Here is a 14,888-nt window from a genome sequence, read left to right as displayed (position 1 = left end):
TTTTGCATAAAAAAACCCGGAGACAAGCTCCGGGTTTGATGATAGCGAGTAAGTTAACTTATTCCATCCATTCGGTGTGGAACACGCCTTCTTTATCCGTGCGCTTGTAAGTATGTGCACCGAAATAGTCACGCTGTGCCTGAATCAGGTTGGCAGGCAGAACGGCAGCGCGGTAGCTGTCATAATAAGCCACCGCAGCGGAGAAGGTTGGAACCGGGATACCGTTCTGTACAGCGTAGGCAACCACGTCACGCAGCGCCTGCTGGTACTCGTCTGCAATCTTCTTAAAGTACGGTGCCAGCAGAAGGTTAGCGATACCGGCGTTTTCAGCATAGGCATCGGTGATTTTCTGCAGGAACTGCGCACGAATGATGCAGCCCGCGCGGAAGATCTTCGCAATCTCGCCGTAGTTCAGATCCCAGTTGTTCTCGTCTGACGCCGCACGCAGCTGAGAGAAGCCCTGCGCGTAAGAGACGATTTTACCCAGGTACAGGGCGCGACGAACTTTCTCGACGAACTCAGCTTTGTCACCGGCTGGTTTAGCCTGTGGGCCAGACAGCACTTTAGAAGCCGCAACGCGCTGCTCTTTCAGAGAAGAGATATAACGCGCAAAGACGGATTCGGTGATCAGAGACAGCGGCTCGCCCAGATCCAGAGAACTCTGGCTGGTCCATTTACCGGTACCTTTGTTCGCTGCTTCATCCAGAATCACATCAACCAGGTATTTACCCTCTTCATCTTTCTTCGTGAAGATATCTTTGGTGATGTCGATCAGATAGCTGTTCAGCTCGCCTTTATTCCACTCGGTAAAGGTTTCAGCCAGCTCTTCGTTAGAGAGATTCAGGCCGCCTTTCAGCAGGGAGTATGCCTCTGCAATCAGCTGCATATCGCCGTATTCGATGCCGTTGTGCACCATTTTGACATAGTGACCAGCACCGTCTGGACCGATATAGGTCACACACGGCTCACCATCTTCAGCCACGGCTGCAATTTTAGTCAGAATTGGCGCAACCAGCTCGTACGCTTCTTTCTGGCCGCCAGGCATAATAGATGGACCTTTCAGCGCGCCCTCTTCACCACCGGAAACACCGGTACCGATGAAGTTGAAGCCTTCAGCGGACAATTCACGGTTACGACGAATGGTGTCCTGGAAGAAGGTATTACCGCCATCAATGATGATGTCGCCTTTTTCGAGGTAAGGCTTCAGGGAGTCGATAGCTGCGTCGGTACCTGCGCCCGCTTTCACCATTAGCAGGATTCGACGAGGCGTTTCCAGAGACTCAACGAACTCTTTCACCGTATAGAAAGGAACAAGCTTCTTGCCTGGGTTCTCGGCAATGACTTCTTCAGTCTTATCACGGGAGCGGTTGAAAACGGAGACGGTATAACCACGGCTTTCGATGTTGAGCGCCAGGTTGCGCCCCATCACTGCCATACCGACAACGCCGATCTGTTGCTTGGACATTACATACTCCTGTCAGGTGTGGTCCCACCAGGTACTTCCCGGTGGATATATTATCGAATAATCTTAACTCAGAAATCGAGAGCAGAGGTAGGTAATTATGGTCATTAATTCACTTTAGCCATAACAAAAGCATGGCTTTATCGAGTGGTTATTTTTGCGCCGTTGAAATACATTGCTTTTTATATTCTTTAATAGTTTTCTGGTAAATATAATAGCTTAACTTAGGTGTACGTTTCAAATTCTTATCATCGAAATCGACACCAATTATTCCAAACCTATTTTTGTAACCCCATAACCACTCGAAATTATCGAGCAAGCTCCAAAATAGATAGCCCTGGATATCCAATCCTTCCTTTTTTGCATTCATAACGGCAGTAATATGTCTCTTGAGATAGTCTGCTCTCAACTTATCAGAAATGCCCCCTTCCTTAAGTTGTTCATCAGCTAAACCAAAACCTGCACCATTCTCAGTAATAATGAAGGTAGGATGAGCATATTCGGCATCAATCTTTTTCATCATTGTAACCAACGCCTCAGGAGAAACAGGTCCGTTGACGGATGGTTTTATATCTGGGTTAGGGACATTACCTATTTCAAACGGTTCAGATTTATCATGCCTAACCAATGTTGGACCATAATAATTTACGCCGATGAAATCAGGTTTTCCTTGGCTAATCAATTGCATATCTTGAGATGTGGGCTTAAATTGAGGATATGCTGATTGATACATTTTCAATACTGAATCTGGATATTTTCCCTTATATAGAGCATCCAGAATCCAGTTGTTGTGTAGATCGTTACATAACTGCTCAGTAGTACTATTTGGATGTCCATTATCGATGCAAGGAGATAAGTTTAACGCAATGCCAATACGTCCATCATATTTAGCCTTATGGTAATTACGTACCACCATCGCATTTGCAATCAAAAGGTTGTGTAATGCTACCGCTTGTTTTCCACGAGACGCTACGGACAAAACGTCACGGTATCCGTCTGGTTTTTTTTCAATGAGATTTGCTGCAAGGGGTTCAAGAGTAAAAACATAGCCTTCAGGCTCATTAAAGGTAATAAAATTATGACTTTTATTACCAAAATTCTCAAAAATTACTTGTGCAAATTTTTCAAACCACACTGGTGATTCAGGGTTAGACCAACTACCTTTTTTATAAAGCGCTAATGGCATATCCCAGTGGTAAAGTGTAATCACCGGCTCAATATTAGCTTCTTTTAAGTCAGCAATAAGTTGGTTGTAATATTCTAATCCCTTTTTATTTACCGTTACACCATCAGGCATGACCCTGGACCAGGATATGGAGAATCGGTACGAATTGACACCTAGTTCTTTCATGAGTTGTATATCTTTTAGATAGACATCCCGAGAAATTTGATTAGCTGCAACATCTCCATTTTCAACGGTACCAATAGTATATTTTGTTACTTCATTATGAGTAAAATAATCCCAGTTTGAAGGACCCTTTCCACCTTCATTCCAGCCACCTTCAACCTGGTAAGATGAGGATGCAGTGCCCCAGAGAAAATCACATTGCTGTTTTTCACCAGAGAATGCAGGAGGTAAAAGAAGCGCAGAGGTAAAGAAAAAATATTTTGCTTTCATTTTATAATCAAAACCTGATAGCTATTAAGGGTATGATATTGTTAATTTTATAAATCGCTATTTGCTATTTTTTATTAAATTGAGCAAATACTGACCGTAATTGGTCTTGCTCATTTCATTCCCGTAGGCCAGGACCTCACTCTCAGTGAGCCAACCGTTACGGTAAGCAATTTCCTCCAGGCAGGCGATTTTGAACCCTTGTCGTTTCTCAATAGTATGAATAAATTGTGATGCTTCGATTAAACTGTCATGGGTACCGGTATCGAGCCATGCAAAACCTCGTCCCAGTAATTCTACCTGAAGATTTCCCTGTTCGAGATACATCTCATTCAGCGTAGTAATTTCAAGTTCACCGCGTGCTGATGGTTTAACACGTTTTGCCATATCAACCACGTTTGCATCATAAAAATATAGGCCAGTAACAGCCCAGTTGGATTTAGGTGCAGCTGGTTTTTCTTCTATGCTTAATGCCTTGAAGTTTTCATCAAACTCTACAACACCAAAACGTTCTGGATCCATTACCTGGTAGCCAAAAACAGTAGCCCCGGCATTACCTGAAACAACCGATTCAAGTTTCCTACCAAAACTCTGCCCGAAGAAAATATTATCACCTAATACTAAGGCACATTTATCACCAGAGATAAACTCTTCACCAATTATGAATGCCTGCGCAAGGCCATCAGGAGACGGCTGAATTTCATAGGACAAATTAATTCCGAAACGACTACCATCTCCTAATAAACGTTTAAAAGAAGGCAGGTCTTCAGGTGTTGTGATTAAGAGAATATCACGGATACCCGCAAGCATAAGCACCGAAATTGGATAATAAACCATAGGTTTATCATAAATGGGTAAAAGTTGTTTAGAGACTCCACGTGTAATTGGGTGTAAACGTGTTCCTGAACCGCCAGCAAGAATAATACCCTTCATTCTACTACCTCAATACTCTTAAGCTAAATTAGAATTAATATCTTTCAATTAAACAACATCTTTTCTGATATCAGTTGAGCACAATGTTTTTACCCATGAGTCTACGCTATAACGCGAAATTGCATCCGTATGCTTGTCATCATACGGTATATCAAAAAAAGCAGATTCTATATGAATGTTTTCGCGGTCAATAAAATAAAAATTTTCAGATGTATAAAAGTCGTAGTCCTTAACTCTGCTATTAGTAGTTATGAACTTCCTCTTTAGAGGTAAGCATTCTATTGTTCTCATCGTCAAACCTGTCTGCCGGGGATGCTGGGTGTCAAGCACAGCATCAGCACTAGAGAAGAATGACGCAATCTGTTTTTTATTTCTAGAGCGAAGTGTAAAACTAAAGAGTCTGTATTTAATGACATCTTTCATATTGGTAAGAAGAAAACCAACCAATACGACAATTGAAGGAAAATAAAGCACAAACCTCAAATCATATTCATTTTTATATTTCTCATAAACTTCCCCTAATAGCTTGTATCTGTCACTATGTACGGTACCGAGAAATGCAATACTTGGCTTAACGTCCTTTTCTTTTTTTCTTGTCGCTGTGCTTACAAAATCAGGGGAATAAAACAATGGCAAATGATCCATAAAATCGTATTCTCGAGCATCATTATCATCAAAGGTAAACACTCGGTCAAATAAGTTTAGATACTCCTGAATATGAGGATAATTTTTAATAGAATCCCACGCGTAGTAAATGAATTGAGCATTCTTGTATTTATTTTTGAATTTAAGTAGATTTTTTCTATCGAGAGACTCACCTTTAAGCACTATAACATAGTCATAATCATCTCTTGTTTGAAGCAATATCCTCTCAAAATACGCGTCTGAAATGCGTTTAAGGAAATTATTATCTTTCCAAAGCCTAAGTAAAATTTTAAAAAAAACGTTATTAAATGGCTTTTCATCGAAATAATCAACGGTGGCACCGGCTCGCCTTAATCCATCAGATATTTCGGTTTCATAATTAAAAAAGCGAGGACATAAAAACAGCACTTTCATTTCAAATACTCTTCTTCACAATGGCCGGAATGCCTACAAGTAGCACATTGTCATCACAGGAATGCATTACAACAGCGTTAGCCGCGACAATGACATTGTCACCAATTCGAATACCACCAAGAACCTTAGCCCCAGATGCAATTACTACATTATCACCTAAAACAGGGCGATTAGCGTGATTAAATGGAATATCGATATTTTTCGCACCCAGCGTAACTTGCTGGTATATTGTTGCGTTAACACCAATTTTAGATGCGCCAATAACAATACCCTGCGAGTGTGGTATAAAAAAACCACCACCTATTTCGCAATTTGACGCAATTTCAATCCCAAAAATAATAAAATTTATTAGCGAAAAAATCTTCCCTAAAACAGGGATTCTTTTCTTATAGCAAAAATGACTCATGCGGTATAAAATAACTGGAGTCATTTTCATTCCAATAAAAGCTGAAATTATACCTAAAAGAGATACTTTTGATTTATTACGCCCACTCAGTTTGTAATATCTCCGTACATCTTCCTTAACTAACTCAAACATTAGGATGACTCCCTGTAAATATTTTAATTCTCACAAGAATAAGAGTTACAATGAAAAGTAAGAAATATGTCTGAATAAAAAACAAATTATAAAAGCCACTAAATATTGCACATTGCATTGCAATCGCATAAGGAAATAAACTAAAACGATATGACTTTAGCAAATTCTTGTAAGCAATACTGAAAAGCAGAAGTAAACATGTAACCACAATTAGGGAACCCGCGATGCCAAGATCGGGCATTAGCTTTTCAAACATTGTTGAAACGTTGGCATTATCATCTACTAACGCCATGGTATCGTGGAATCCTAAATCACTATAAATGAGATTTCGGATAACACTGGGGAAAAGATCCTGGAAGCTTGTAAAATCGTATACCGGCACTATATCCGCAAAGTTATAGGCGAGATTTGCGAGTCCTGCCGTAACATAGACATAAAACCATGTAAAACCTGAGGGTAGACTCGACAGGAATTGCCCTTGGGGTGATAACAAATACTGATAAGGATTTTCAGCGCCCCTGATATCCCCTACAGCTCCAAAAAGGAGAACTATCGTCACTACTGCGAATACCGTATAAACAAACATCTTTTTCGTGAATTTTTTATAGATAAAAAATAAAAAGAATATTTCCACGAGACCAGACATTAAAATACCACGTCTGAAGACCAGCATTTCCCAAATGCTCATCATTAGTATTACCAGAAGAATAATCTTTCGTTTTGACAAAAGAAAATGATAATATAGTGACGGAAAAACAAAAAGGAATAGCATATTCACTATCCCATGATATGTTGGTATACCGAACTCGGTATAGTTATAGCCGCCCCTAAACTGCATAATCATTGGGATTCCACCAGCAACAACCACATCAGGTATTATCGCAAAGCACCAAATGATAAGCCATATCTTAGTCGCTCGCCAGGAAGGCATAATATCTTTAAGACGAACATGATTAATACTGCCAGGAGTGATAAATGGAAGTGAAAAAATCAACCCCAGAACAACATTGATTGACAAAAACACCATCATCTCACTTGAGAGAGGGCTAATATTAGTCGTCAATCCAAGCGAATATAAGAAAATTGTAAATAGCCAAATTGAAGCATATACAAACCCTGGGGACATTAAAAAAATACTCATCCTACATCCTCAGCTGTCGAAGTCTTCCACCTTCAATATATGAAAGTGCCAATACGACCTTATATACAAAATCGGGTATTTTAATCGTTTTTGAATCTAATTTATCACACAAGCAGAGCAGAATTTTTCGTGTCGTTGTTAGTGGAAGAATATGTATAGCCTTTATGAATAGTTTACTAAGGAGTTTTGTATCTTCCAACATCACTTCGTAAGATGAAAAGAGACTGTCCTTCACGCATTCCGGATGTTTTTCTTTCAAAACAGGGAAAGATTTTGATGCATATACAACCATTCTTTCCGAAGCTCTGCGTAAAGTTGGGGTATCACTGTCTTCTGCTCTTGCATCGGGTAAAAAATAAAAGTCATACTTTGCTTTTGAAACTCGGATGCCAAGTTCCTCATCCTCACAGCCGTAATGATAGAACGTCTCATCAAAACCGCCAATTGTGTCAATTATATCTCGCGTCAGGATAATGCCGTCACTTGCGAAGAAACGAGTGCTTATAATTCCTTCAGGTATGTTACGCGCCCCCAAATAACGACTGTCAAAATATCGGAGATAATTGCTGGTGTTGAGTCTGGCGGGATCGATTCGTATGTTAATTCTGGCTGCTGAATAGCTCTTGTCATGGAAAAAAGAAACGATCTTTTTTAATGCGTTAGGTTCAAGCAGGTTGTCAATATCAATAAACATTATCAACGAATTTGTCGCGAGAGAGATACCCACGTTACGGGAAATTGCCCTGCCAGAATTTATTTGGTTCCTGTGGAATAAAAAATTTATCTTATCTTGAAACGCTTCCGCATACGAGCCTGCGATTTCTGCAAGTGAAATCGGACTACAATCGTCAATAAGAATTAATTCGACAAGGTTGTTTGGATAATCAATATTCAGTATAGCATCCATGAAGCGCTTAACTTTCGATGGTTCACAGTAAGCAGGGACCACTATTGAAATCTTATCATTGTACTGCACTAATGCACCTCGTAGAATAAATTATATTAAAGGCGTAGACTACTGCTAAACCGATGACGATGTTACTCACCCCCATAAAATGGAAAATGGCAGGAACAATAGCCACTACCAGGCAGAAGGCTATCAACCACTTAATAGCTAATTTTTTTAACTGCTTCATTCTAATTAGAACCATACTGAGCAACTGATCTATAGCTAAAATTGGTGTTAACCAGACAAATGTTTTTAAATAGCTATATGCGTAAACGAGTTTTGCACCATAAAGGACGTGAATAATCATGTCGGCAAGAACTGTTGTAAACAGTGCGCCAGCACAGGTTACCGAAAGCGTAGCGAAAATACAGAACGGCAATTTTCTTTTTATTGTTGTAATATCAATAAATTTAAATATAAAAATTGGTGCGATTGCCTGAACAAACAGAATACATATTGCATACCAGTTATCGACTAACTGAAGTGCTGCTGCATAGTTCGAATACGTTTCTCCAGAAATTTTTCCTTCGAGATATACTCGATCAAATTTCATGGTGACCTGCTGCATAATCAAACAAAACCATACGGCGACACCAATCTTAAAATACGAGAAAATCTCAGAATCAACCTTCACGAATTTAAATCCTGTAGCTTTTCTGAAAGTATAAAAGATAAAGCCACAAGGTAAAAGTGATTCAATAACCCATGCCACCCAAAGATAATTTATTGGTAATTGATTCCTTACACCAATATAAATGACAATGAGTTTAATTATTGCAGCGAACATTAGCACGAGGCAAGGTAATTTTAGACGAGCCTGGCTTTGGTACCATGTTAAACCTACAATAAAAGTTTCTCGTAATGCAACAGATATGGCCAAACCAATAATGAACTGTCTGGACAGGCCACTGGCAGCACAGATTCCCCATGCCACCATACACAATGCAACGAAAACTCCTGCCGCTAGACGCAATAAAATCACGTTGCTCATAGTAGAGTTTATTTTTGATGGTGCATCCAGCAATTTAGGAATAACCACCTCAGCTCCACAGATCCATGTGCCTGTCATGAATATAGCCAGAATAACGAGAGAATATTGCCAGCTACTGAAATCAGCAAAATTATAATGATTTATCAATAATCTATTAATAATAATAATGATAACGAGTTGAGTGATTCTCTCGAGGCTAAGATAAAAAAAGTTCACAAAGACTTTTCTTTTATCTTCATCCGCCACATTTTTTTTAATGGCTGATAAGAAAAAATTAGACATCTGTCATATTCTTTTTAAAGTTATCGATCATTATTTCTATATCAGACAATACATTTTTATAAACATGGCCGAACTCATTTATAGTTCTGGTATTATCCGTAGGAGGGAAATACTCACCTTTGAAACCTTCATGCCATTTGATCGTACAGCCAGTTTTACTTGCAATTAAATCTGCAATATCAGATGCTTTGGTATTTACACCAGAAGCAATGTTATAGATGTGATGTTCATTCTTACGACTGATGAGGTAAATCATTTCTGCAACATCCGTAACTGAAACATAATCTTTTGCATATTCAGGCGCAACATACATATCAATATGTTTATTCGAAATTGCATTTCTGATTATGCTTGGCAGGAATAACTTACTTTTTAATGCCAAACCGTAAACGTTACTAGGTCTGACAATAATCGTATCTCGGCTGCTTTTAAGGCATAACTCTTCACTAACCAGTTTAGTAAGGTTAAAAAGTCTTCGGTTATCGTTACTGCATACCGTAAGATTATCATTTTCCGACGCGCTATCTTGTTCCATATATACGCGCGTTGATGAAATATAGATTAATTTCGAGAACTCAGCGCGTTCCAAAATTGTTGCCAGCAACTCGGTGTTTGATTTATATACATCAAATGGTGTGTTTGCACAATCACCATTGCCAGCAGCATAGATGACAATGCCCAGATCTCTATCAAAAAGAGTCTCATCATCGCGTGGCGGGACTTCAACTTTTTCGCCCATAGCCAGAAGGTTTTCGACGATTTCACTACCAATGAAACCACGTCCACCGATCACTGTATAATGTGCTTTCATAACGTTTTCTTATACTCAGCGAGTGTAATTAATTTGATGTCTTTTTCAGAGAGGAGTGGCGATGTTATCGGCCAGTCAATGGCAATATCCGGATCATTCCAGATAATCCCACCTTCATCCTTTGGATCGTAAAAATCAGTACACTTATAGTGGAAATCGGCATAATCGCTTAATACGCAGAATCCATGGGCAAACCCAGGAGGAACGTACAACTGGTTATTCTTCTCGCCTGAAAGAAGTACACCAACATATTGGCCAAACGTATCAGAATCGTGGCGAAGATCCACTGCAACATCATAAACTTCACCGCTGATTACGCTAACTAATTTACCCTGAGGCTTCGTTTTCTGGAAATGCAGTCCACGTAGAACATTTCGACTCGAACGTGAGCGATTATCCTGTACAAAAGTACCTTTAATTCCTGCATCTTCATATTTTTCTTTATGCCAGGCTTCAAGAAAAAAACCGCGAGAATCACCAAAAACCTTAGGCTCAATGATCACACAATCTTTTAAAGGTGTTTGAATTACGTTCATTATAAATCCTTCGGTGGGAAAGAATCTCTTTCCCATCTGCTTTGTGAGTTATTTTCAGATTTTGGTACTGACTTCTGACTTAAAATACTTAACTGTTGTTTTCTTTCCAGAGTAAGTCACAGATGTCATCAGTAGGATTAAATGCAGTAGGTGCATTTAGCAATATTTTGCGCACCCGTTCATAATCAAAGTTGCGACATGAGATATCCAATTCTGCAAGAATATTTTTCATTTCACTCCACGGAAGCATGACTTCATTAGCCGTTTTAATTCGTGGATGCTGTGTTATAGATACATTATCGCCTATCAAAAGCTCTTCATAAAGCTTCTCGCCAGGCCGCAGTCCCGTCGTTTTGATAGCAATATCACCATAAGGATTTTTATCATCGCGGACGGAAAGCCCCTGCAAGGCAATCATGCGGTGGGCGAGATCAATAATTTTAACCGGGTCGCCCATATCCAGCACAAAAACATCTCCCCCACTACCCATTGCTCCAGCCTGGATCACAAGCTGCGCTGCTTCAGGAATGGTCATAAAATAACGGGTGATATCAGGGTGGGTTAATGTTACCGGACCACCAGCAGCGATTTGTTTTTCAAATAGGGGGACAACCGAACCGGACGAACCTAAAACATTCCCGAACCGGACCATGCTGAAGCAGGTTTTACTCGATTCTGATGCCAGGGCCTGCAGAATCAGCTCAGCCATACGCTTTGTCGCACCCATAGTGTTTGTTGGCCGCACAGCTTTATCTGTAGAGATAAGAACAAAACTTTCGACGCCACAATTTTCGGCAGCTTGAGCGCAGCACAACGTTCCAAAGATATTGTTACGGACACCGTCAATAACATTGAATTCAACTAGCGGTACATGCTTATAGGCTGCCGCATGGTATATAGTCTCAACGTTAAATGCCTTGATTAGCCTTTCAAGATGTTCCATATCCTGAACGTTACCTAAAATTGGGTAAATCTTAGTATTCAAGGATTGTGTCAGAATTAAATTTCTTAGCTCAGAATCGATAGAATAAAGTGAGTATTCTGATAACTCGAAAAGAATTAGTTGTGAAGGTTTATTTTTTATTATTTGTCGGCATAGTTCAGAACCAATAGACCCTCCTGCGCCAGTGACCATGACCGTCTTATCAAGAATATTCTTTGAGACTAATTCAGGGATCGGTGAAACAGGGTCGCGACCTAACAGATCGGTAATCACTACTTTACGTAAAGAATCGATTCTCGCTTTTCCTTCAACCAAGTCAACCATTCCCGGAATCGAAAGCACCTCACAAGGTAGTCCTTCGAGGGTAGAAATCACCTCATTTTTTCTCGCACGGCTGGCACTTGGCATCGCCAGCAGAATTTTCTTAGCCTCATACTTCTCGATTAGCCATGCCAATTTTTCTGGCGAAAAAACACTTACACCATGGATAACCTGCCCCTGTAATGAGCGATTGTCGTCAACAAACGCAACGGGATAGTATTCATCCATCTGACTCAACGCGGGAAGTAACTGTCGTCCTGAAGCTCCGGCCCCATATATGATGACTCGGGTTCCCAATTTTAAGCCACGATTAACTAGCATTCTCATTCCAAGGCGAGAGCCCGCCACAAGCAATACCCCGAACGAGAAATAAATAAAGGGGATGGTTCTTGGAAGATAGAGGTTTGTGTAAAAAGCGGCGATAATCAGGAGTAACGACGAAATTAGCATTCCAAGAGAAACAACAAGCAGTATTTTCGCGGTTATGTAACGTATTACAGCTCTATAAAGTCCTAATTTTACAAAGATGGCAAGAGTAATTACTATTATTGATGTGAGCAGTAACCAGTGGGATACGCTAGTTAACGGTGTCATAGAATCAATACGAACCCAAAATGCAAACCAAAATGCACACGTTAACAAAACAACATCAATGGAGAGTGTAATAATCCGTTTTATTGGTCTTGGCAAAGAAATTAAATAAGTTAGCATACTAAAAACTAGTCGCCTCGTTAAAGCTTGCTATTAATTTATAAAATAGTACCGGGAGGGCATATGGCATGCTCATCCACTGTTGCACTATATCCACCCACTGTTCCCGCTTGCAGAAAAGCCGATTTCCCAATACTCGCACCACCGGCAAGATGCACGCCAACCCCTAAGTGGGCAAAATCACCAAGAGTCGAATCATGATCCACCGTCGAATGACTATTAACTATCGTACCTGCTCCTAAGGTTGAGTTTGCGCCAATAACTGCACCGGCTAAAACTACGCTCCCGCTCCCCAAGGTAGCGGACGGACTCACAAATGCAAAGGGGTGTACCAGCGTTGTAGGAGTAATACTTAAACTTTGAAGCTGATGGTGGAATACTTCTCTTAGCTTATTATTGCCAATGCCTATAGCAATATGTTTGGCAGTGTTCGCATAGAGATTAAGATCTGATGTTTTCCCAATAACATGAATCTCTGAAGTATGTAAGCGCGATTCATTATCATCGAGGAATACAATATTTTCATATCCTAAAAGTATAGCAGTTTCGTACAGCGTACGTCCATGCCCTCCAGCTCCTATAATGATCAGATCATTCATTTATGCGTTCTCTTTGTCTTTGACTCCAGCACCACATTTGAAAGCGATAAATATTAATGGTAGCCACGCGATGATAATGCCAATAATTCCATCAATTTTTGCAGAAATGATTAAATATGCAATTGGGAACAACCACACAATATTTACTGCAATCGCCGCCAATGTTACCGGAACATGGCTCTTATATTTGCGGGCAAGGATTTGATAGCAATGGCTTGCATGTGCTTCATAAACTTTTTTACCAGCCAATAATCTTCTAAGCAAGGTAGTAGTTGCATCCACAATAAAAATGCCAAGCAGACAAAGTTCAGCGATCAAGACATGTGAATCTTGCTTTGCAAAATAAAGAATCATCAGGCCAATGGTAACACCTAAAAAACCACTTCCAGCATCCCCCATGAAGATCTTTGCCACAGGGAAGTTCCACACAATGAATCCTGCGGCAGCCCCAGCGAGAGCCAGCGCAATCATCGTCATCGCATCAGGAGAACCAGGGTTTTGGCTAAGCGTTATTATAACGACACTGCACAGAGAAAAAGTAATGGCTTGAGAGCTTGCAAGACCATTAATGCCATCCATAAAGTTATATAGATTCAACATCCACACAAGATAGACGCTTCCTATGATTATTCCAAACCATGACAAAGATACGACATAGCCAAATATATCAATATCCGGAAACGTTCCTAAGAAATAGAGTCCTATTGCTGCTGCTAAGAAATGCATCAGCAAACGCCAGCGCGCAGCAATGTGTCCATGATCATCGAGAAAACCGATAACCGCAATCAATAAGCCCGGCACGAAGAAGCCTAAAAATGTCTCATAAGAGATATGTTTTGTCAGTACCAACCATAGTAATGCAGCTAATAATGTTAATACTATAGCAACCCCTCCACCGCGCGGCGTCGGCACACTATGTGAGCTTCTTTGGTTTGGCTGATCAATCACATTGTTCTTGATGGCGTACAACCTTAAACCCCAGGTCATCGCGCATGAGATAAAGAATGCAAAAACGACAATCCCCAGATACAACATTATTTTTTACCTTCAATATAATTCTTCGCTGTTTTTACCATCGTTTCCTGCAACGTAACGGGTGGAGTCCATTGAAGCTGTTCCCTTGATTTCGTTGAGTCGACTTCCAGATCGCCATACAGTTGGTCATATATACTTTTTTTCCTCATTGCTGAAAGAAAAATTTTAAGTAATGCCCGAGGGAAATAAACAATCCGCGCTGTCATGCCCATCCCGGTAGAAAATGCCGTAATCATTTCTTCAGTTGAAGGATGCTCCTGATCAGCCAAAAGATAAAGTTCATTTTTTGACTTTTCATTTGTTGTACATTCGCTTATAAAGCTCACAACATTGTCCAGTGAAACAAGGGCGCGCTTATTTTTTACTGACTTAAAAGGCAGAGGCAGGTTTTTAGACACTAACTTTAATAAGCGTTGAATATTACCCGGAGCATTTGGACCACAGATTAAAGCCGGACGAACGATTGTTATTGCCATATTACTACCTGAAAATGCCTTGAGAAGGCTTTCCTCGGCTTCCAGCTTGGAAATAGCATAATCTGACGTTGGTCTGGCAGGTGTCGATTCACTGAAAGGGATTCCCGATGTGGAATTACCATTTACTCCAATTGAACTGACGAAGATGAAATGTTTTACGCCACAGTTTGCAGCGTCATTAGCTAATTTCATTGTCGCATCATGGTTGACACGACGAAATTCTGTCAGCGCATCTTCAGCATCATCTTTAAGGATATGAGCTCTTCCTGCGGTATGAATGACAGTATCACAACCTTGTAAAAGCGTAGTCCAATTCGTTTGAGCCGAAATATCGCCAAGATTATACATTCCCTGTTCAATATTTTCTTCTCGACGCGTAGTTAAAATTACCTGGTGACCTGCTGATCTTAACGTTTTGACTAAAGCAGTACCGAGAAATCCAGTTCCCCCAGTCACTAAAATTTTCATTGTCGTCCCCTATCAGCT

14 protein-coding genes are annotated in these 14,888 nt (G+C 40.3%); all 14 read right to left on the bottom strand.

Annotated features, from left to right (window positions below):
• Positions 1–58 precede the first annotated feature (58 nt).
• The gene (gene gndA, locus AB8818_RS20785) at positions 59–1,465 is read right to left on the bottom strand and encodes an NADP-dependent phosphogluconate dehydrogenase (protein WP_028013772.1); all 1,407 of its coding nucleotides are present in this window, start codon (positions 1,463–1,465) and stop codon (positions 59–61) included.
• Between the two features lie 148 nt (positions 1,466–1,613).
• Positions 1,614–3,080, bottom strand: a complete 1,467-nt coding sequence (locus AB8818_RS20780) for a glycoside hydrolase family 1 protein (RefSeq protein WP_371200009.1) — start codon at positions 3,078–3,080, stop codon at positions 1,614–1,616.
• Positions 3,081–3,137: 57 nt separating this feature from the next.
• Positions 3,138–4,010 carry a glucose-1-phosphate thymidylyltransferase RfbA gene (gene rfbA, locus AB8818_RS20775; protein WP_316387137.1) on the bottom strand — a complete coding sequence of 291 codons (873 nt, stop codon included), beginning with the start codon at positions 4,008–4,010 and terminating at the stop codon, positions 3,138–3,140.
• A 48-nt stretch (positions 4,011–4,058) separates the two neighbouring features.
• Positions 4,059–5,069 carry a hypothetical protein gene (locus tag AB8818_RS20770; protein WP_371200008.1) on the bottom strand — a complete coding sequence of 337 codons (1,011 nt, stop codon included), beginning with the start codon at positions 5,067–5,069 and terminating at the stop codon, positions 4,059–4,061.
• 1 nt (position 5,070) lies between these two features.
• Positions 5,071–5,607: a serine O-acetyltransferase gene (locus AB8818_RS20765; RefSeq protein ID WP_163329793.1), complete on the bottom strand. Its 537-nt coding sequence runs from the start codon at positions 5,605–5,607 to the stop codon at positions 5,071–5,073.
• A complete protein-coding gene (locus tag AB8818_RS20760; RefSeq protein WP_116338833.1) occupies positions 5,600–6,748 on the bottom strand; it encodes an O-antigen polymerase in 1,149 nt (382 codons plus the stop codon). Before AB8818_RS20760 ends, AB8818_RS20765 begins: the two co-directional genes overlap by 8 nt.
• A gap of 1 nt (position 6,749) precedes the next feature.
• Positions 6,750–7,724, bottom strand: coding sequence for a glycosyltransferase family 2 protein (locus AB8818_RS20755; RefSeq protein WP_163329792.1), 975 nt, complete (start codon positions 7,722–7,724; stop codon positions 6,750–6,752).
• The gene (gene wzx, locus AB8818_RS20750) at positions 7,711–8,970 is read right to left on the bottom strand and encodes an O45 family O-antigen flippase (protein ID WP_371200007.1); all 1,260 of its coding nucleotides are present in this window, start codon (positions 8,968–8,970) and stop codon (positions 7,711–7,713) included. The genes AB8818_RS20755 and wzx overlap by 14 nt, the downstream gene beginning before the upstream one ends.
• Positions 8,963–9,781 carry an NAD(P)-dependent oxidoreductase gene (locus tag AB8818_RS20745; protein WP_116338827.1) on the bottom strand — a complete coding sequence of 273 codons (819 nt, stop codon included), beginning with the start codon at positions 9,779–9,781 and terminating at the stop codon, positions 8,963–8,965. Before AB8818_RS20745 ends, wzx begins: the two co-directional genes overlap by 8 nt.
• The gene (gene rfbC / locus AB8818_RS20740) at positions 9,778–10,317 is read right to left on the bottom strand and encodes a dTDP-4-dehydrorhamnose 3,5-epimerase (RefSeq protein WP_116338824.1); all 540 of its coding nucleotides are present in this window, start codon (positions 10,315–10,317) and stop codon (positions 9,778–9,780) included. The genes AB8818_RS20745 and rfbC overlap by 4 nt, the downstream gene beginning before the upstream one ends.
• Positions 10,318–10,405: 88 nt before the next feature.
• Positions 10,406–12,292, bottom strand: a complete 1,887-nt coding sequence (locus AB8818_RS20735; protein WP_163329791.1) for a nucleoside-diphosphate sugar epimerase/dehydratase — start codon at positions 12,290–12,292, stop codon at positions 10,406–10,408.
• A gap of 38 nt (positions 12,293–12,330) precedes the next feature.
• Positions 12,331–12,891, bottom strand: a complete 561-nt coding sequence (locus AB8818_RS20730; protein ID WP_116338822.1) for a sugar O-acyltransferase — start codon at positions 12,889–12,891, stop codon at positions 12,331–12,333.
• Complete coding sequence (locus AB8818_RS20725) at positions 12,892–13,926, bottom strand: glycosyltransferase family 4 protein (protein ID WP_192984964.1); 1,035 nt, start codon at positions 13,924–13,926, stop codon at positions 12,892–12,894.
• Positions 13,926–14,870: an NAD-dependent epimerase/dehydratase family protein gene (locus tag AB8818_RS20720; RefSeq protein WP_192984962.1), complete on the bottom strand. Its 945-nt coding sequence runs from the start codon at positions 14,868–14,870 to the stop codon at positions 13,926–13,928. Before AB8818_RS20720 ends, AB8818_RS20725 begins: the two co-directional genes overlap by 1 nt.
• Between the last annotated feature and the right edge of the window lie 18 nt (positions 14,871–14,888).

The organism is Enterobacter sp. KB-280D8 (assembly GCF_041399405.1).
Classification (GTDB): Bacteria; Pseudomonadota; Gammaproteobacteria; order Enterobacterales; family Enterobacteriaceae; genus Enterobacter; species Enterobacter cloacae_N.
This window is presented reverse-complemented; position numbering and strand designations above follow the sequence as displayed.